The 18,213-nt window shown below is 66.9% G+C and carries 16 protein-coding genes and 1 pseudogene; 7 read left to right on the forward strand and 10 right to left on the reverse strand.

Features of this window, described 5'->3' with window-relative positions; translation table 11 throughout:
• Positions 1 to 99 precede the first annotated feature (99 nt).
• From G1H10_RS12705 to G1H10_RS12740, 8 genes are all read right to left on the reverse strand, one after another.
• Positions 100 to 4,146, reverse strand: a complete 4,047-nt coding sequence (locus G1H10_RS12705; RefSeq protein ID WP_163737805.1) for a ThuA domain-containing protein — start codon at positions 4,144 to 4,146, stop codon at positions 100 to 102.
• Positions 4,147 to 4,255: 109 nt separating this feature from the next.
• A complete protein-coding gene (locus G1H10_RS12710; protein WP_216853212.1) occupies positions 4,256 to 5,149 on the reverse strand; it encodes a sugar phosphate isomerase/epimerase family protein in 894 nt (297 codons plus the stop codon).
• A complete protein-coding gene (locus G1H10_RS12715; protein WP_163737807.1) occupies positions 5,146 to 5,883 on the reverse strand; it encodes an ABC transporter ATP-binding protein in 738 nt (245 codons plus the stop codon). The genes G1H10_RS12710 and G1H10_RS12715 overlap by 4 nt, the downstream gene beginning before the upstream one ends.
• Entirely contained in the window at positions 5,880 to 6,668 is a 789-nt protein-coding gene (locus G1H10_RS12720) for an ABC transporter ATP-binding protein (RefSeq protein ID WP_163737810.1), read from the reverse strand. The genes G1H10_RS12715 and G1H10_RS12720 overlap by 4 nt, the downstream gene beginning before the upstream one ends.
• 23 nt (positions 6,669 to 6,691) lie before the next feature.
• A complete protein-coding gene (locus G1H10_RS12725) occupies positions 6,692 to 8,209 on the reverse strand; it encodes an ABC transporter substrate-binding protein (RefSeq protein ID WP_163737813.1) in 1,518 nt (505 codons plus the stop codon).
• A gap of 30 nt (positions 8,210 to 8,239) precedes the next feature.
• Positions 8,240 to 9,277 carry a branched-chain amino acid ABC transporter permease gene (locus tag G1H10_RS12730; protein WP_163737816.1) on the reverse strand — a complete coding sequence of 346 codons (1,038 nt, stop codon included), beginning with the start codon at positions 9,275 to 9,277 and terminating at the stop codon, positions 8,240 to 8,242.
• Positions 9,274 to 10,350: a branched-chain amino acid ABC transporter permease gene (locus G1H10_RS12735; RefSeq protein WP_163737818.1), complete on the reverse strand. Its 1,077-nt coding sequence runs from the start codon at positions 10,348 to 10,350 to the stop codon at positions 9,274 to 9,276. Before G1H10_RS12735 ends, G1H10_RS12730 begins: the two co-directional genes overlap by 4 nt.
• Positions 10,351 to 10,542: 192 nt before the next feature.
• Complete coding sequence (locus tag G1H10_RS12740) at positions 10,543 to 11,655, reverse strand: Gfo/Idh/MocA family protein (protein ID WP_163737822.1); 1,113 nt, start codon at positions 11,653 to 11,655, stop codon at positions 10,543 to 10,545.
• Positions 11,656 to 11,743: 88 nt separating this feature from the next.
• On the opposite strand from G1H10_RS12740, the gene G1H10_RS12745 reads away from it, so the two are divergent.
• From G1H10_RS12745 to G1H10_RS35005, 6 genes and pseudogenes are all read left to right on the forward strand, one after another.
• Positions 11,744 to 12,922: a XylR family transcriptional regulator gene (locus tag G1H10_RS12745; protein WP_163737825.1), complete on the forward strand. Its 1,179-nt coding sequence runs from the start codon at positions 11,744 to 11,746 to the stop codon at positions 12,920 to 12,922.
• Positions 12,923 to 13,049: 127 nt separating this feature from the next.
• Complete coding sequence (locus G1H10_RS12750; RefSeq protein ID WP_163737828.1) at positions 13,050 to 13,394, forward strand: ArsR/SmtB family transcription factor; 345 nt, start codon at positions 13,050 to 13,052, stop codon at positions 13,392 to 13,394.
• Positions 13,387 to 13,869 (forward strand): SRPBCC family protein, encoded by a 483-nt coding sequence (locus G1H10_RS12755; protein ID WP_163737831.1) that lies wholly within the window; start codon positions 13,387 to 13,389, stop codon positions 13,867 to 13,869. Before G1H10_RS12750 ends, G1H10_RS12755 begins: the two co-directional genes overlap by 8 nt.
• On the forward strand, positions 13,866 to 14,234 hold the full coding sequence (locus G1H10_RS12760; protein WP_163737834.1) for a nuclear transport factor 2 family protein: 369 nt from the start codon (positions 13,866 to 13,868) through the stop codon (positions 14,232 to 14,234). Before G1H10_RS12755 ends, G1H10_RS12760 begins: the two co-directional genes overlap by 4 nt.
• Positions 14,235 to 14,247: 13 nt before the next feature.
• The gene (locus G1H10_RS12765) at positions 14,248 to 14,595 is read left to right on the forward strand and encodes a TfoX/Sxy family protein (protein WP_163737837.1); all 348 of its coding nucleotides are present in this window, start codon (positions 14,248 to 14,250) and stop codon (positions 14,593 to 14,595) included.
• A pseudogene (locus G1H10_RS35005) lies at positions 14,592 to 14,732 on the forward strand (DUF2461 family protein); the annotation flags it as partial. The gene G1H10_RS12765 and the pseudogene G1H10_RS35005, both read left to right, overlap by 4 nt.
• Positions 14,733 to 14,893: 161 nt before the next feature.
• Here G1H10_RS35005 and G1H10_RS12770 read toward each other — a convergent pair.
• Positions 14,894 to 15,799, reverse strand: coding sequence for a hypothetical protein (locus G1H10_RS12770; RefSeq protein ID WP_163737839.1), 906 nt, complete (start codon positions 15,797 to 15,799; stop codon positions 14,894 to 14,896).
• A 310-nt stretch (positions 15,800 to 16,109) separates the two neighbouring features.
• Here G1H10_RS12770 and G1H10_RS12775 point away from each other — a divergent pair, with 310 nt between their 5' ends.
• On the forward strand, positions 16,110 to 16,694 hold the full coding sequence (locus G1H10_RS12775; RefSeq protein ID WP_163737841.1) for a dihydrofolate reductase family protein: 585 nt from the start codon (positions 16,110 to 16,112) through the stop codon (positions 16,692 to 16,694).
• Between the two features lie 102 nt (positions 16,695 to 16,796).
• On the opposite strand, the gene lpdA is transcribed toward G1H10_RS12775, so the two are convergent.
• Positions 16,797 to 18,197, reverse strand: a complete 1,401-nt coding sequence (lpdA, locus tag G1H10_RS12780) for a dihydrolipoyl dehydrogenase (protein WP_163737844.1) — start codon at positions 18,195 to 18,197, stop codon at positions 16,797 to 16,799.
• Between the last annotated feature and the right edge of the window lie 16 nt (positions 18,198 to 18,213).

Raw genomic sequence — 18,213 nt, forward strand, 5'->3', positions numbered from 1 at the left:
CGATTCAGCGGGCGGCCCGACCCGGCCGGGACCATACGCAGCCGGGTGGCCCGGGAACGAGTCCCCGGGCCACCCGGATTTCGCGGTGTGGTTCAGCTATCAGCGAGGCGCGCCGCCGCGGGCGACGTCGCTACGGGCTGCGGCGCGGTTGATATCACCTGCCTCGCGCCGGGTGAGGACGTCCTCGTCCACGAGTTGGTCGGTCACCTCGCGGACGTGCCGGATGAACGCACCGCGGTTCTCCCACTCCTCGTCATCGAGGATGCGGTCGTTGACGGTGCAGCCATCGCCGACGTCGTAGTTCTGCACACCACTGTCGACGTCACCGACGAACACGGTCTCCCGCTGATCCGAGTCGGGGCACGCGGACACCTCGCCGGCGGCCAGCTCCATCCAGTTGACCCGCACCGGAGCGTCCGGGAAGACCAGGTGCAGCGGGAAGGTGCCCTCGGTCTGGCTCAGATCGAACGTGACGTTCTGCCAGGCCGCGACGTCGTCGCCGATCACAATGGTGCCGTCGTTGCCCTGGTCGGACGAGTCCACGGCCACCGGCCCGCCGTCCTCGTCGAAGCGATACCAGGCGAGGTTACCGCCGCCGACGTCGCCGCCGCCCGGCTCGGCCACCAGGGACTGGATCTCGTCTGCTGTCAGGGCCCGGTCGAAGATGTTGAAATCGTCGACCGCTCCGTTGAGCAGCGGATCCGCGGACCACTGCGACTCGCCGATCCAGTTCTGCGGGGTCTCCCCCAGATCGGACGGGCTCAGCGTCATGTTGGTGTTGGTTCCGATCGGCTCCCCGTCCAGATACAGCGTGCCGGTGGTGCCGGACAGGGTCACGGCGACGTGGTGCCAGCCCTCGGTCGGCAGTTGCTGCGAGCCGTTGATCTGCTGCTCACCGGAGCCGGTCGTGATCGCATACCGGAGGTTGTTCGTACCGCCGGCGCTGGGCGTGAGGAACATGTAGTTGGTCGTGCCCGAGCCGAAGTCGAAGACCCGGGTCCACGTCTGACCACCGTCCCAATCCACCCACGCGGAGATGGTGAAGTCCTCCACCTCGCTGACGATGCCCTGCGGCAGCTCCACGTACTCCAGCGGGCTGCCACTGTTGAGCTGCACGGCGCTGCCGAAACCGTCCGGACCGTCGGTCCGTCCGACCTCGACCTGGCCTTCGATCTGTGCGGTGCCCAGCAGCTCGCCGTCCGGCGAGTCGCGGCGCACCTCGACCGTGGCGTCGGTGGCTGCCGCCGCGCGCAGCGTCATCTCACCGATGCCGTCGAGGTTGTAGGGCTCGTACGACGCCCACGCGCCGCCCTGACCCGTGATCGCCTCGCCGCCGCCGGTCTCCGAATCGTTGGCGTCGCTGACGCCGATCTGCGACGAATCGCTGAAGTGTTCCGCCTCCTTGCGGTGTTGCTGCAGGAAGTGCGTCACGCCACCGGTCAGCTGCGGCGCCCCGGACTCGCCGCCGAGGTCGGTGTAGCTGGCGGTGACCGTCAGGGCGATGTCGGCGGCGTCGCCGTGCTCCGCGTCCGATTGAGTGACGAGCACGCCCTCACACCCGGTCTGGGTTTGGCCGGGATGGACGTGGGCGTTGCCGCCCTCGTCGTGGTACAGGCCTTGCTGGACGGTGACCCGCTCGCAGTCGATATCGTCGCCGGAGCCGTCCTCCGCGTCCGAGACGGACACCTGGTACGGAATCTCGTCTCCCCAGCCGAAGACCTGGCCGTTGGCGGGTAGCTCGATCGTCACCTCGGGACGGGTGTTCCCGGCCGTGATGGTCAGGTTCGAACTGCTGGACCGCCCGGACGGATCGGTGACGGTCAACCGCACCAGGTACTCACCGGGCTCGGTGAAGGTGTGCGTCGGGTTCGGATCATCCGACGTCGTGCCGTCACCGAAGTCCCACGAGTAGGTCAGCTCGTCGCCGTCCGGATCGTGGCTGCCCTCGCTGGAGAACGCGACCTCCAGCGGAGCGGGTCCGGAGTCCCGGTCGGAGCCGGCCTCGGCCACCGGGGTGCGGGCACCCTTGGTGTAGTTGATCTTGTACAGGCCCGAGTCCGGGTTGACGTTCTCACCGGCGTAGTTGAAGTCGATGCCCCACTCGATCAGGTACATCGCGCCGTCCGGCCCGAACTCCATGTCGTGCGGGCTACGGAACAGCGTGCTCGGCATGAACTGCTCGAAGCTGTCGTAGTCGCCGTTCTCATCCAGCCGGAGCATGCCGATCCAGTTCCGCGACCACTCCATGACGAACACCGCGTCGTCGTAGTACTCCGGGAACTGCCCGTCGCCCAGCAGATCCGCGTCGTAGTGGTAGACGTCTCCGGCGAACGCGGAGCGGCCACCACCGCCGGGGATCTCCGGGAACTCCGGCGACGTACCGTACGGGTACCAGATGAACGCGTCCTGGGCCGGCGGGACCACCTCCAGACCGGTGTTGAACGGCGAGTCGTTGCGCGGCCCGTTCTCGCAGTCGAAGAACTCGCCCGGCGTGCTGGTGGCGAAGTCCCATTCCCGGTACGCCTGGTTGTCGGCGATGCAGTACGGCCAGCCGTAGTTGCCCGCCTCCCGGATCTGGTTCCATTCGTCGTATCCGCGCGGGCCCCGGTTCGGGTTGTCGCTGCCCGCATCGGGGCCGACCTCGCCGGCGTAGACCCAGCCGGTCTCGTCGTCGACGGCGATCCGGAACGGGTTGCGGTGACCCATGGTGTAGATCTCGGGACGGGCGCCCTCGGTGCCCGGTTCGAACAGGTTGCCCTCCGGGATCGAGTACGAACCGTCGTCCTCCGGACGGATCCGGATGATCTTTCCGCGCAGATCGTTGGTGTTACCGGAGGTCCGACGCGCGTCGTAGGAACGCTTGGCGTCCTCGCTCTGGTACTGGTCGTAGATGCGTCCGTCGATCGGGGCGAAGCCCTGGGACGCGAAGTGCGCGGTGTCGTCGCCGGTGGAGATGTACAGGTTGCCGTCGGGGCCGAACGTCATCGAACCCGCCGAGTGGCAGCACACCTCCCGCTGGTGCGGTATCTCCAGCATGACCTCTTCGGACTCCATGTCCAGGCTGTCTCCGTCCACGGTGAACCTGGAGACGTGCTGTACCTGCGGCGACGGAGCGCTGTAGAACAGGTAGAGCCACTGGTTGTCCTCGAAGTCGGGGTCCAGCGCGATGCCGAGCAGGCCGTTCTCATTGCCCCGGTGCACCGGGATCTCGCCCGCCACCTTCACCGCGCCCGACTCCGGGTCGTAGATCTTGACCGTGCCGCCCAGCTCGACGTAGAAGACCCGTCCGTCGGGTGCGACGGCCAGCTCCATCGGGTTGGCGGTGTTGTCGTCCAGCGCCACCTTCTCGAACGACGCCTCGGTGGGGAGACCTTCGCGCGGTTCCCCGCAGTCGCCCTCGGCGACGCCGGCCGCCCACTCGATGCCGCCGAGGATGTGCTCGCGCATGAGCGGCTCGTCGTAATGCTCGGCGTTGTGGCCCAACGCCGAGTACCAGGTGCGCCCGCCGTCGAAGTTGGAGCACCAGGCGATCGGGTGGTCCTCACCCATCGCACCCGGCCCCGGGTTGTACGTCGACTCGTCCAGGGTGGCCAGGACGTGCACCTTCTCCCGCGGGTTCGCGGTGAAGTTGTACCACTCGTCGGTGCGGACCCATTCGGCCGGCAGCTCGGCGGTGGACGGATGCGTGGCGTCCTCGATCCGCACGGTGGCTTCCTGGAACTGGTCCGCCCCGGACGGATGATTCATGAAGAACGCGTCACCCATCAGATCTGACCACCAGGGCCAGTCCGTCTTGTCCATGTTCGACGTCGAATGCAGCCCGACGAAACCACCGTCACGCTGGATGTACCGCTCGAACGCGTGCCGCTGGTCGGTGTTGAGCGTGTTCTCGCCGTCGGTGAAGAACACGATGGCCTCGTACTCGGCCAGGCCTTCGTCGGTGAAAACCGAGGCGTCCTGGGTTTCGGTCACCGAGAAGTTGTTCTCCGCGCCGAGTTCCTCGACAGCGGAGATGGCCGCCGGGATCGAACCGTGCCGGAAGCCGGTCGTCTTGTGGAAGAACAGCACGTCGTACTCATGCTCGTCTGCCTGTGCGGAACTGAGGGTGACCGCCGGCAGGGCCGAAGCCAGAAGAGCCGTCACCACCGGGAACAGGATGGACCGATAACGTCGTCGCATAGTCCTCTCACCGTCGCTCGTTTCGGATGGGAATTCGAAGAACGTCGAGCACTCGTGTGTTGCCGGAGAATCATGGTCAGCGGTTCGTCGCACCTCCTCCCTGCACAAGACCGGCGAGAAACGCCAATCCGTCGACGGCGATCGCGTCCTGGTTCCGCGCCAACGGGCGCCAGATCGAGGTCGCCGCCGCGAGCGTCGCGTTCTCCGCCGTGAAAGACTCGATCACCAGCGGCCCCTGGTAACCCGCCGCGTCGAGCGCCCCGACGATGCCCGGCCAGTCGAGATGGTCCGCGCCGGGCGCCCCGCGATCGTTGGCGCACACCTGCACATGCGCGATCCGTCCGGCGGCCTTCCGGATGGCCGCCGGGATGTCCTGCTCCTCGATGTTCATGTGGTAGATGTCCAGCGCCACACCGCAGGCCTGGGTCGGCAGGCCCTCCAGTGCTTCGAGTACCTGGTCGACAGTGTTGATCAGGCTGGTCTCGTATCGGTTGAGCGGTTCGACGGCCACGGTGACGCCGGCGCCCTTCGCGTGCTCGACCACCGGGGCGAGGCTGTCCCGGAGCTGCAGGTAACACGCGCGCCGCTCGGTGTCCGACATCCGCCACGCGCGCCCCACCGACGTGTAGGCCGGGCCGGCGACCACCGATGCCGAGATCCCGGCCGCCATGTCCACCGCACGTCGCAGGTAGTCCCTCGTGGCGGCGACCGTCTCCCGGTCGGCGGCCACGAGCTCCCGGCCCGGCCCCATCGCCAGTACCACGGTCGCCGACAGGCCTAGCGAGTCGAGCAGCTTCGCCGTGCGGTCCGGGTCCCAATGGTCGACGTTCTCGACCGGAAGCTCGATCGTGTCGAAACCCCAGTCCCGGACCCGCGGCGCCAGCTCGGCGATCCGGTCATCGGTCACCGGAGAGGCCCACACCCACGCGTTGACCCCGAACGTCCTCGTTGCCTTGATCGGTTCTGTCACTGGATCTCCTCCTTAGCGGTGCCCACACCCAGGTACCGGCGTTGCAGGTCAGGCCGGGTCAGCAGCTCGTCCCCGGCGAACTGTGCCTCGATGGCGCCGGACACCATGACGAGCTGCCGGTGTGCCATCCGCACCGCGGCGCGCAGGTTCTGCTCGACGACGAGGACGGCCACCCCCTCGTCGACCAGGTGATGCACGGCGTCGACGAGGACGTCGACGATGGTCGGGGCCAGCCCTTCGGACGGCTCATCCATCACGATCAGGTCCGCGTTCAGCAGCAACGCCCGGCCGACGGCGAGCATCTGCTGCTCGCCGCCGGACAGGTTCCCGCCGCTGTGCCGCTTGCGTTCGGCCAGGCGCGGGAACAGCTCGTACACCGCCTCCGGCGTCCACCGTTTGTTCCGTGTGCCGCGTGCCAGCATGGCGAGGTGCTCGTCCACCGTGAGTGATGGGAAGAGCCGGCGCCCCTGCGGGACGTAGGCGATGCCCATCCGGGCGATCCGTTCCGGTGCGAGGCCGTCGACGCGGCGGCCGCGCAACGAGATCTGCCCGTCCGACGACGGCAGGAAGCCGACCAACGTGTCGCACAGGGTGGTCTTGCCCATGCCGTTGCGGCCCACGATGGCGACCGCCTCGACGCCCATGCTGAAGTCGAGCTTCTCCAGCACCATCGACGCGCCGTAGCCGGCGCACAGGCCGCGGACGTCGAGCAGGGGTTCCCCGGTCTGATTCATGACGACGCCTCCACACCGAGATAGATCTCGTGCACATCCGGGTCGCTCTGGATCTGTTCCGGGGTGCCGGCGGTGACCATGGCGCCGTCGGCCATGACCACCACCCGCTGCGACAGGCTGAACGCCACCTCCATGTCGTGCTCGATCAGCAGCAGCGTCACCTCCCCGGCCAGCGAGTCCAGGAGTTCGACCAGCCGTTCCCGTTCACCGCGGGAGAGGCCGGAGGCCGGCTCGTCCAGCAGCATCACGTCCGGCTGCGTGGCGATGGCCATGCCGAGCTCCAGCTGGCGTTTCTGGCCGTGTGCGAGCTCACCCGCGGCGGTGTCGAGGTGGTCGCCGAGCCACACCGACTCGGCCACCTCGGTGGCTTCCTCGTCCAGCCGCCGGTCGACCGGTGAGCGCCACAGCGGCCAGTGCCGGCCGCGGTGCCCGGCGAGCGCGAGGTAGATGTTCTCCCGGATGGTGAGCCCGTCGAAGCTCCGGGCCTTCTGGTACGTCCGCGCCATCCCCAACCGGGGACGGTGCCGGGAGGGGAGGAACGTACAGTCCCGCCCCTTGATGGCAACCGTCCCGTCGGTGGGGGTGATGTCCCCGGCGATGACGTTGAACAGGGTCGTCTTGCCGGCTCCGTTCGGGCCGAGGATCGCCAGCCGCTCACCACGGGTGACGTCGAGGTCGATGCCTTTCAACGCGAGCAGGCCTCCGAACGCCACCACCACCGAACGCACCTGGATCACTGGGTCCGCGATCGCCGGGACGGCGGGTGCGGGCGTGGTCTGGGTCATGGCTGTCCTCTCCTCACCTGCGGCTACTGCTGCGGGACGCCGTCGACCACCGGGATGGCGTTGCCCTCCCACGGAAGGTCGCGCTCCTCGCACTCCGGGAAATCGCGGGACGGAGACGGGGTATCCGGGCTGAACGTGCCGCCGAAGGTCTGGTCGACCCCTGGGACGATCGCCACGGTCTCCTGCACGATCTCGCCGTCGTCGTTCACGGCCAGCTGGGACAGGCCGACGTCGACGATGCCGCTGCGGTTCTCGTCCAGGCTGATGTCGCCGTAGGGCAGCTCGAGCGTGAGGCCGCCGATCGCCGCGTGCAGCGCGTCCTTGTCGGAGATGTCGCCGTCCACGGCCGCGAGCCCTTCGACCAGCGCGACGCCGGCCGTGTAGTACCCGTAGAAGAACCCGAACGCGGCAGCGACCGACGGCGGCGCCGGCTCGTTTCCGCTCAGCGATCCGGGCAACGTCTCCCAGGTGTCGTCGGCGCTGGCCAGGTACTCCTCGATCGCCGGCGTCTGCACGTCGCCCGGCAGTGTGGCGAAGCCGCCGATGTAAGCACCGGCGATGTCGGTGCCGAGGGCCTGCGCCAGGTCCGGGTTGAAGAACAGGTTGCCGGCGTGCTGGTCACCGGTCAGGTCCCCCTTCGCGTTCACGAAGGCCTCCAGCGACGCCTGGGTACCCGTGCCGCCGACGGCCCAGAAGTATCCGTCGACCTCGTCCGGGTCCGGCAGCTGGGCGATGTACGACGAGTAGTCCGTCGTGCCGAGCGGCGGGAACACCCGGTGAGTGACGTCGCCGCCGACGGCGCAGAAGTCGGCGATGAAGCCGCCCGCGGAGGTGTGGCCGAAGCTGTAGTCGTCGGCGATCACGGCCACCGTGTCCCAGCCCTCCTGGTTGTGCAGGATGTCGCCGAGGCCGGCGTTCCAGATCGCGCCGTCGCCGTAGAACCTGAAGTAGTTCGGCGCCTGCACGTGCAGCGTCTGCTCCTGCGAGCCGGAGATCCCGGCCAGCACCGTGAGCTCAGGGTTGGCCTTCGCGTACTCGGCGATGGCCAGTCCCTCGTCGCCGGAGAGCGGGCCGATGATCACGTTGGCGTCGAGCTGCTCCACCAGGCGGCGGACCTCCTGCAGGATCCGGTCCGGCGTGTCGTCGCCGCAGCCGATGCCGACCAGCTCGATCGGGGTCCCGGCCACCTCGGCCCCGCTGAATCCGTCCAGCGCGCTGGTGGTCGAGTTCACCGTGGCCCCGGCGTGGTTGACCATGGCCAGCGCCGTGCCGCCCACCACGTCCTCGTGGAAACCGCCGAACGGTCCCTCGCATTGGCCGAGGATGCCGAGGCGGACGGTGCTGTCGTCCCCGGTGCTCGCGTCCGGAGCCTCCTCGTCGCCGTCGTCGCCGTCGTCGCCGGCGTCTGCCGGCTCGTCCACGTTCTCCTCGGCGGGAAGGCCGGCGGTGTCGTCACCGTCGCCCCCACATCCCGCGGTCAACAGCGCCAACCCGGTGGCCAGGGACAATGCGAATGTCGCCCGGCGTCTCAGTCCAGTCATGGTCGTGATCCTCCAGTCGGTCTGTGTGTGTCAGGCGGCGGACGACGGTCCGCCGGCCGGTGCGGTCGGCGCCGCAGATGCGGGCTTGTTCACCCGGCGCCAGACTCGTGCAGCGATTCCGGCCAGCCCTTCCGGCGACAACACCATGATCAGCAGCACGACGGCGCCGATGACGGTGTTGAACCTGGCCTCGGTGATTCCGATCTGATCGATGAGCGGAAGGTCTCGTAGGTAGGTGAACGCCAACACGTACACGAACGCGCCCAGCCACGCGCCCTCGAAGTAGGAGATGCCACCGATCACCGCCATGATCAGCAGGATCAGGCTGGGTCCGATGGCGATGGACGCGGGATCGATCTGCCCGTTCCACCAGACGTGCAGCACCCCACTGAGCCCGGCGACGAAGCCGGCCAGCGTGAAGGCCAACGTCCGGTGCATCGGCACGTTGTATCCCAGCGAGGCCATCCGGATCGGATCATCCCGCACCCCCTGCAGCGTCAGGCCGAACGTGGCCCTGCCCAGCGCCTTGAATCCCAGGTACACGAGGACGGAAAGCACGAGTCCGGCGTAGTACAGGCGGACCGGCGGCCCCATCAGGTCCGGACGCTGGATACTGGTGATCCCTCCGGGCCCGGACAGTTCGACGATCTGCGCGAAGACGAAGAACCCGATCACCGCGTAGACCAGGGTGAGCATCAGGAAGTACAACCCGGTGGTCCGGCTGGCGAGCGCCCCCAGCACGAACGCGACGGCGGTGGTGATCACGATCGCGAAGACCACCGCCAGCCACGGGTTCATCCCCAGGTTGAGACCGCGGGCGCCACCCTCCACGGCCGCGTTGCCGAACATGAATCCAGCGACCCCCACCAGCAGGAACTGCGCCAGCGAGACCATGCCGCCGTAGCGGGCGAGGAACACGATCGTCGCGGCGGCGACGCCGAGCATCATGGTCTGCGTGAGCACGAAGTTGACGAAGAACGCCGACGCGAGATTCGGCATGGCGAGCAACACGACAACCAGCAGCGCCAGCCCGATGTTGCCGCGGGTGAGCAGACGACGGGCGGTCATGCGGGCCTCCCGAACAAGCCGTAGGGCCGCACCGCCAGCACCATCGCCAGCAGGGCGAACGTCACGATGATCGCGTAGAACGAGTACTGGCTGGGCAGGTATGCGGGTGCGAAGGCCACCACCGTGCCATACAGCAGCGAGCCGGCGACCGCGCCCTTGATCGACCCCAGCCCGCCGATGATGACGACGACCAGGGCGTTCAGCAGCCAGTCCCCGTCCGTGCCGGGGGCGACGCCGGCGAACGACGCCCCGAGCACGCCGCCCAGTCCGGCCAGGAACGACCCGACGAAGAACGTCACCGCGAAGACCCGTTTGATGTTGATGCCGAGCCCGCGCACCATCTGCCGGTCGTCCACCCCGGCACGGATCACCATGCCCAGGCTCGTCTTGTTCAGCCAGAGCCACAGCAGCACACCGACCAGCACGGCGACACCCAGCATGAACACCCGGGTCAGCGCGTAGCGCTCACCCATGATCGTGAAGAAGTGCGTCACCGCGCCCGGCCACACCATCCGCCCGGCCAGACCGCCGAACTCGCGCAGCATCTGGTCGGCGAGCACGACCGTGATGGCCAGTGTGATCAACGCTTGACGCAGCTCCTGGCCCTCGTTCCACTGCAGGAACACCTGTTGGATCACCAGGCCCAGCACGGCGGCGACGGTCGCGCCCACCAGCATCGGCACCACCCAGTCGAGCAGGCCGACGTCGCTGGCGTCGATGTTGCGGCTCCGGCCGACCATGGCCTCCTGAACCCGGATGGCGACGTAAGCGGCCAGCAGGAACAGCGATCCGTGCGCCATGTTGACTGTACGCATCAGGCCGAAGATCAGCGTGAACCCGGACGCGGCGACGAAGAGCAGGCCGGCGAAGGTGACCGCGTCGAGCAAGGTCACCACGAAGTTCCCCGGGTCGGTGACCGCAGCACCGGCCGGAGTGCCGTCCGCGAGGAACGCCACCCAGACCGCCGCGGCCACCGCCGCCGCGGCCACCGCCCACGCCGGAAGCCGGCGCAGCTCCGCTCGGCGCCGTCTGGTGGTGGGTCCCGCTGACGCCCGTTGCAGTGTCGCCGTCATCGGGCTCTCGCGTGCTGATCGATCTGGGTAAGCGTCATCGATTCCTCCCAGTCTTCGGCGCCGAGAGTCGGCGCGCGTATCTGCTCAGGGCGCGCTACGCGGGCAGGAGTGCGTAGGCAGGGCCGCGCAAGAGCGGCTTCAGCAGGGTTTGCGGTTTTCGGGTGTGCGGAACCACCGCGCGGGCGATCGGCGTCAGCCGGCCGGCGCGGTGTAATCCGGAATCGTCACCCGTGCCCCGTCGTTCATCGCCGACTCGTGGGCGCAGATGCCGACCGACGTCCAGTTGGCCGCGGTCACGTGGTCGATCGCGGGGGCACGATCCTCGACGATGCTGCGGACGAACTCGTGGGCCAAGTGCGGATGTGAGCCGCCGTGCCCGCCTCCTTGGATGAAGGAGAGATGCTCGTTCTCGTCGTCGTAGACGCCGCGGGTGGTGAACGGCGCGATCTCGGCAGGCAGCCGGTCCGCGAAATCCGGGATCTCGACGTTCTTGGGCACCTCGCCGACGTGCAACACGTGGCCCGACCCCTGAGTCTGCTCCCATTCGAACGTCGCGCGGTCGCCGAACACGGTGAAACTCTCGACATATTCATGCGCCGTCTCGAACAACGAGCGCGCGATCTCCGCCCCGACGGGTGAATCGGCCAGCGTGAGCAGCGCACTCTCCACGGCGAACGGCGATCCGTACTTGCCGGCCAGGTCCGGCGCGATGCGGCCGGAACCGATGCAGACGACGCTCTCGGCCAGCGACCCGGCGAGCGTCAGCACCGGGCTCACGGCGTGCGTCGCGTAGTGCATGGGCGGGAGCCCTTCCCAATAGCCCGGCCAGCCCGCCATCTCCTGGTAGTGCGCTCCGCGGAGGAATTGAATCCGGCCGATCGTGCCGTTGTGCACCAGATCTTGGACGTGGAGAAACTCGCGCGAGTAGACGACGGTCTCCATCATCATGTATTTCTTGCCGGATTCACCGACCGCATCCACGATGGCTCGGCACTCGTCGAGCGTGGTGGCCATCGGCACCGTGCACGCGACATGTTTACCCGCACGCAAAGCGGCAATCGTATGCTCAGCGTGATCCGGAATAGGCGTGTTGATATGGACAGCGTCGATCTGCGGATCCTGCAGCATCGCGTCGTAGCTCGTGTACCGACCGGATATCTCGAATTGATCGGCGAGTTTGTTCAACGCGGCCTCGGAACGTTGGCACACAGCCACCAGTTCCGCGTCAGGATGGGCCTGATAGATGGGGATGAACTCGGCTCCGAATCCCAGTCCGGCAATTGCCATCCGTACTTTGTGAGTCATCGTTGACCTCCTGTGTTGCCTGACAGGCTACGGAGGGCGAACCAGGACAAACCATGCGAGATCCAGCATCATAGGTTAGATTCTTTACATGGCTCCCGGACCGACTCGTCACGTTGCCTTGCTGGTCGAGACGTCGAACGCGTACGCACGCGGCGTGCTGGTCGGCGTGAAGAAGTACGTCGAAGCGCACCCGCACTGGTCGATGTATCTGGCCGAGCACAGCCGCCACGAAACCGATTTCTCCTGGCTCGAAGGGTGGCACGGCGACGGGGTGCTGGCGCGTATCGAGAACGCGGAGACCGCACAATTCATCCGGAAACTCGGCCTTCCGACCGTCGATCTCAGCGCCGCCCGGCTCGTGCCCGAATTGCCGGGTGCGGAAACGGACGACAACACGATCGCCCGGTGGGCGGTCGAACATTTCGCCGAGCGCGGACTGCGCCATTTCGCATTCTGCGGAGACGAACGATTCGGCTGGTCGCTCATGCGCGGTGCATGGTTCAACGAGCATGTACGCAAGCTCGGTTCGACTCCGCTCGAATTCCGCATGAAGCCGTCCGGAATGCGCGCAGCCGACCGGGAACTCCTGGCCGAATGGCTCACCGGACTACCCAAACCGGTAGGTGTGCTCGCGTGTTACGACATCGCCGGCCAGGAGGTGCTGGAGGCTTGCAAGATCGCCGAGCTGCCCGTGCCGGACTCGGTCGCCGTCATCGGGGTCGATAACGACGAATTCATCGGCAACCTCACATCTCCCCCTCTGTCCAGCATCGAGCCGGACACCACCAGGACGGGGTACCTCGCCGCGGAGCTTCTCGACCAGATGATGGACGGCGAGGCCCTGGAACCCGGCCTGCGCCTGATCGAGCCACTCCGGCTCGTCACCCGGCAGTCGTCCGACATCCTCGCCGTCGACGACCCGTTCGTCTCCAGCGCGCTGCGCTTCATCCGCGATCGTTCCGATCAGAGCATCAGCGTCGCCGCCGTGCTCCGGCATGTCGGGCTCTCCCGGCGCGCACTCGACTATCGCTTCATGCAGACCCTGGGGCGCACCGTCCACGGCGAGATCCTGCGTATCCGGATGGGCCACGTCGCCGAGTTGCTCTCGTCCACCGACTGGACGCTCCAGCAGATCGCGGACCGGCTCGGCTTCAGCCACTCGGAGTACATGAGCGTCGCGTTCAAGAAGTACACCGGCAAGTCACCGGGCCAATACCGGAAGGCCGTGAGCGGATCGGTAGCGCGCCAGTCGTTCCACCGAGAGTGACATCCCGCGCACCCTCTCGCGTCGGCGTGTTTTTTGCGCCGGGTTGTCGCACGCGAACACAAGTGGCCTTAAGTACAAACGCTCACTTGTGCTATAGTCGGAGTCGCTATCTCGCCCAGGAGGTGTCATGACCGCCGACCCCGCTGAAGACCTCGCTCTCGACCAGGCATTACACGCGCTGGCGGATGCGAATCGACGCGCCATCCTGGCGGCCGTGCGCTCCGGCCCACGATCAGTCGGCCAGATCGCCGACGAGGTCGGCCTGTCGCAGCAGACGGCTTCGCACCACCTCCGGGTGCTGCGAACCGCCGGGCTTGCCACCGGCACCAAGGTCGGCACCCGTCATCTGTTCGCCGTGAACACCGACGGGCTGGCGGCCGTCCGGGCCTACCTCGACGATTTCTGGCCGACCACGCTGGCGGCGCTCAAGGCCGCCGTCGAGTCGAGGAACACGGACGACCACGATGGCTGAGTACACGACGTCGATCGAGATCGACGCGGCACCCGAGGAGGTCTTCGACTTCCTGGTCACGGACGCCGGGATGACCGCGTGGATGGGGCAACACGCGTCGCTGGACGCGCGCCCCGGCGGCGATTTCGCCGTCGACATCGCCGGCTACGCCGTCCGGGGCCAGTACGTGCAGGTGGACCGGCCGCGTCGGGTGGTCGTCTCCTGGGGTGTGGCGGGCAGCCCCGACCTGCCGCCAGGCACGTCGCAGGTGGAGTTCACCCTCACACCCACCGCCGGCGGCACCCGCGTCGATCTCACCCACTCCGGCCTGCCGGATGACCAGCTCGCCGGCCACGCCGACGGGTGGACGCACTTCCTGCCCCGGCTGCGCGTCGTCGCACTCGGCGGTGACGCCGGCGACGACGACTGGACACCGCTCGACACCCGAACCACCGGAACCACCGGAACCGACCCTCGCGAAGGAGCCACACCGTGACACAGACGACCGACGCCACCGCCCTCGACACCGTCCTGGCCTACCACCAGGCGTGGACGAGCGGCGATATCGACCGGGCCATGACCATGGTGGCCGACGACATCGTCTGCCGCGCGCCCGGGGAGGAGCTGAACGGCAAGGAAGCGTACCGGGACTACCTGGCTGCCTTCGCGCCGATGCTGACCGGACTCACCGATGTGGGGAATCTCGCCGACGGTGACCATGTGGCGCTGTTCTACTATCCGCACACGGCCGTGACCAGCACAGCAGCGGCCGCCGAGCACTTCACCGTACGAGACGACCTGATCACCGAGAGCGTGCTCGTCTTCGATCGGCTGTCGTTCGCCCCGCCGAACCAGCGGTGACGGGCAAGCCATCATGACCTCCGACCATGCGCCGTTGGTCGACCGGATCCGAGCGGCCTTGGAAGACGAGCCGTCCACCCGCGAGGTGCGGATGTTCGACAGCCTCGCCTTCATGGTCCACGAGCAGATGCTCGTCGCCGCAGGCAAGGACGACGACCTGCTCGTCCGCATCGATCCGGGGCGCCACCGCGAGTTACTCGCGCGTCCCGGAGCGCAGCAGGCAGAGATGGGCACCGGCCGGCCGATGGGGCCGAGCTGGATACGTGTCGGCCGGGAGGCGATCGCCGCCGACGCCGACCTCTCCTTCTGGATCGACGTCGCGTGGGATTACCACACCCACACGCGAAAGGCCTCCTCATGAGGGCCTTCGAGGGCTTCCCTCCAGAGCTGTTCGCCTTCTTCGCAGGCCTTCGTGACGACAACTCCAAGGCCTATTGGAGTGCCAACCGAACGGCCTGGGAACAGCACGTCCGCGCACCCATGCTGGCGCTCCTGGACGAGCTCTCCGTCGAACGACCTTCACATATCGGCGACGGAGATGGTCACCGGCTATGGGGCGATGGCCATGGCCAGGAACCAGCTCCGGCGTTTCCGGGAAGCGATCGACGACGACGTGAGCGGTGCCGAGTTCGAGAAGTAGCTGGACTGAACTCAGCGGCTCACGTACCCGCCCGCTCTGAGTCGGCCACGAGCGCATCGCGGACCGTCTCCAGCAGGTCTTTGTGCTCGTCGACGAAGTCTCTCTCATGCTCGTAGACGACCCTCTCGAAGGTCTCTTGATAGTGCTGAGTGCGGCATTCGTGATCGGCTACCGCGATCTCGACCTCGAACTCCCGCATCTCGCTCAGATCGCTCGGGGCGACATCCACGGGCTCCTGACCTTCGGCATTTCCGGTCGTTTCGTCCCATCGGTTCATCACTGTCACTTGTCCATCACCGATGTCGGCGAGACCCGCAAAGCCTCGATCATGCATGCACGTCGACCAGTTCTTGGTTGCTCCAGCGATGCGCCCGTCGTACTGTATCTGACCTTGCAGAACACTGAGTTCTTCTTCGAGCAGGCCGCGGTCCAGCGTGGAGAGTTCGGGATTGCGCTCACGCGCGATCTGCTCCAGGGCCTCACCGGAGCAGCCGGTGTCGAGCGCGGCGTCATCCCCGCCGGTCTCATCTGCTCCGTTTCCGCCGCCATAGAGAGCGGTGTCGTATGCGTGCCGTTCGGCACCCGACATCCGCTCTCGGATCAGCAGATTGGGGTTGGGCTCCGCACGTCCGTCGTGATCGATCGTAGAAATCCCATAGCCGTACTGCGCAGCGAATTCATCCGCAGGAAGCGCATACGCCTCACGTATCGAATCATCCAGATCATCTACGGTCGGCACCCACACCACATATTCGAACCCCGCCTCGGTCATGCAGCCGGCCGTGAGCTCTTGGTACCGCTGAGCGCGGTCGGGATCTCCCCAGTCGGGCAATCCACCCGAGTCATCCGCGCCACCGAGGCTTATCGCCATTCCATTATCGAATGACACAGCACCCTCGCCCAGATACTCATCGAGAGGACTCATCTCAGGGCGGTCAGGTTCAGCCGATCCCTGTGTCGGTGGCGCTGGCGACGTCCGGTCCTGCACTCCCGCATCGCCCGGCTCCGCAGCACAGCCACCTACCACAGCAATGGCCGCCGCTGCAGAGCCCACCGTAGTCTGAAATATCCGGTTCATCCGTCTAGCTCCCACCCTCCGTGCGTGTGCGATGAGACCGTCGCGAAAGTATAGGCGAGGGCTTGGAACCAGTCCGTATAAGCAGATTGCGCACCGATGAGTTTCGTGCGCGTGGCTGGTCTAGTCTTCAACACCCACGGATGAAAGGCATGGCACTATGCGGAAACTGGTCTACGGCATGAACGTGACTCTGGACGGCTACATCGCCGCACCGGGCGACGACATCGGCTGGAGTGCGGGAGACGGACCGGACTCGTCGCCGAGCGACGAGCTGTTCCAGTGGTGGCTCGACCAGGAGGTGGGGATCGACGTGATGCTGTACGGGCGGAAGCTGTGGGAGGCGATGAGTTCCCATTGGCCGACCGGCGACCAGCAACCCGGCGCTACTCCGGCGGAGATCGAGTTCGCGCGGAACTGGCGGGACACACCGAAGGTGGTGTTCTCCTCGACGATAGACAAGGTCGATTGGAACGCCCGTCTGGTCACCGGTGACGCGGTCGCGGAGATCACTCGGCTCAAGGCCGAGGACGGCGGACCGATGAGGGTCGGTGGCGCAACGCTCGCTGCGGCGGCCGTGCGTGCCGGGCTGGTCGACGAGTACGAGATCGTCACCCATCCGGTGCTGGTGGGCGGCGGCACACCTTTCTTCAATGCGCTGGACGGCTGGGTGAACCTGGCCTTGGTCGAGACGCGGACCTTTCCCGGCGGCGTGATCATGACCAGGTACGAAACGAGGCGCTGAGCGCCATTCCTTCGCGGGGAGCGCCGCCCGGCGTCACGCTGTCCAGCGGACATTCACCACGACTGCCCGAAGCGGCACGACGGCCCCGGCGACGGTCGAAGATCACATGTTGATCATGTGGCCGGCGATGCCGTGGACAACCTCCTGGATCGCCTCAGACAGCGTCGGGTGCGCGTGGATGTTCCGCGCCACCTCGTCGGCGGTCAGATCCCACTTCTGCGCCAGCGTCAGCTCCGGCAGCAACTCCGTCACGTCCGGGCCGATCATGTGCGCACCGAGGATCTCGTTGTACTTCGCGTCTGCGACGATCTTGACGAACCCGGCGGTCTCCCCCAGGCCGTGTGCCTTGCCGTTGCCCATGAACGGGAACTTCGACGTCTTGACGTCGTAGCCCATCTCCTTCGCCTGTTCCTCGGTGTAACCGAAGGCGGCGATCTGTGGCTGGCAGTAGGTGGCGCGGGGAATCATGTCGTAGTCGATCGGCATGGTCTCCACACCGGCGATCGCCTCGGCGGCCACCACACCCTGCGCCTCGGCGGTATGCGCGAGCATCAGCTTGCCGGTCGCGTCGCCGATGGCGAAGATGTGCGGCACGGATGTGCGCATGTAGTCGTCGATGCCGATGGCGTTCCGCTCGGTGAGCTGCACCCCGGTCTTGTCCAGACCGTAGCCTTCCACGCGCGGGCCGAAGCCGATCGCCTGCAGCACCTTGTCGGTCTCGATGACTTCCTGCTTGTCACCGCTGGTGACGGTCACCTTGACCTTGTCGCCGCTGTCATCGATGGCATCCACTCGGGTCGACGTGCGCACCGTGACGCCGAGCTTCTTGTACTGCCGGGCCAGCTCCTTGGAGATCTCCGCGTCCTCCAGCGGCACCATCCGGTCCAGGAACTCCACGATGGTGACGTCCACACCGTAGTTCGCCATCACGTAGGCGAACTCGACGCCGATCGCGCCCGCACCGGCCACCACGATGCTGCCCGGCAGCTCGCTCTGCATGATCTGCTCTTCATACGTGACGACCCGCTCGCTGAGCTGCGTCCCTGGAAGGAGCTTGGTGGTCGCACCGGTGGCGATGATGCAATGGTCGAACGTCACCGTCTCGTTGCCGCCGCTGTTCAACGCCACGTCGAGGGTGTTCGCGTCGGTGAAGGTACCCCAGCCGTCGAACTCGGTGATCTTGTTCTTCTTCATCAGGAAGTGGACGCCCTTGACCCGGCCGTCCGCCACCTGGCGGCTGCGCTCGTACGCCTTGCCGTAGTCGACCTGAACGTCTCCGCCGAAGCTGATCCCGAACGTGGACGCTTCGTGCTTGACCAGGTGGGCCAGCTCCGCGTTGCGCAGCAGCGCCTTGCTCGGAATGCAGCCCACGTTGAGGCAGACCCCGCCCCAGTACTTGGACTCCACCACGGCAACGGACTTGCCCAGCTGCGCGGCGCGGATGGCGGCCACATACCCGCCGGGACCCGCGCCGAGGACGACGACATCGAAGTGCGCACTCATAGACGACAGCCTATCC

This window comes from Phytoactinopolyspora halotolerans, assembly GCF_010550675.1.
Lineage (GTDB): Bacteria > Actinomycetota > Actinomycetes > Jiangellales > Jiangellaceae > Phytoactinopolyspora > Phytoactinopolyspora halotolerans.

Bases quoted from the DNA above. Each gene is read 5' to 3' on its own strand.
- G1H10_RS12715 (WP_163737807.1), bottom strand. From the start codon at position 5,883: ATGAATCAGACCGGGGAACCCCTGCTCGACGTCCGCGGCCTGTGCGCC.
- G1H10_RS12720 (WP_163737810.1), bottom strand. From the start codon at position 6,668: ATGACCCAGACCACGCCCGCACCCGCCGTCCCGGCGATCGCGGACCCA.
- G1H10_RS12725 (WP_163737813.1), bottom strand. From the start codon at position 8,209: ATGACTGGACTGAGACGCCGGGCGACATTCGCATTGTCCCTGGCCACC.
- G1H10_RS12730 (WP_163737816.1), bottom strand. From the start codon at position 9,277: ATGACCGCCCGTCGTCTGCTCACCCGCGGCAACATCGGGCTGGCGCTG.
- G1H10_RS12735 (WP_163737818.1), bottom strand. From the start codon at position 10,350: ATGACGGCGACACTGCAACGGGCGTCAGCGGGACCCACCACCAGACGG.
- G1H10_RS12740 (WP_163737822.1), bottom strand. From the start codon at position 11,655: ATGACTCACAAAGTACGGATGGCAATTGCCGGACTGGGATTCGGAGCC.
- G1H10_RS12745 (WP_163737825.1), top strand. From the start codon at position 11,744: ATGGCTCCCGGACCGACTCGTCACGTTGCCTTGCTGGTCGAGACGTCG.
- G1H10_RS12750 (WP_163737828.1), top strand. From the start codon at position 13,050: ATGACCGCCGACCCCGCTGAAGACCTCGCTCTCGACCAGGCATTACAC.
- G1H10_RS12755 (WP_163737831.1), top strand. From the start codon at position 13,387: ATGGCTGAGTACACGACGTCGATCGAGATCGACGCGGCACCCGAGGAG.
- G1H10_RS12765 (WP_163737837.1), top strand. From the start codon at position 14,248: ATGACCTCCGACCATGCGCCGTTGGTCGACCGGATCCGAGCGGCCTTG.
- G1H10_RS12770 (WP_163737839.1), bottom strand. From the start codon at position 15,799: ATGAGTCCTCTCGATGAGTATCTGGGCGAGGGTGCTGTGTCATTCGAT.
- G1H10_RS12775 (WP_163737841.1), top strand. From the start codon at position 16,110: ATGCGGAAACTGGTCTACGGCATGAACGTGACTCTGGACGGCTACATC.
- lpdA (WP_163737844.1), bottom strand. From the start codon at position 18,197: ATGAGTGCGCACTTCGATGTCGTCGTCCTCGGCGCGGGTCCCGGCGGG.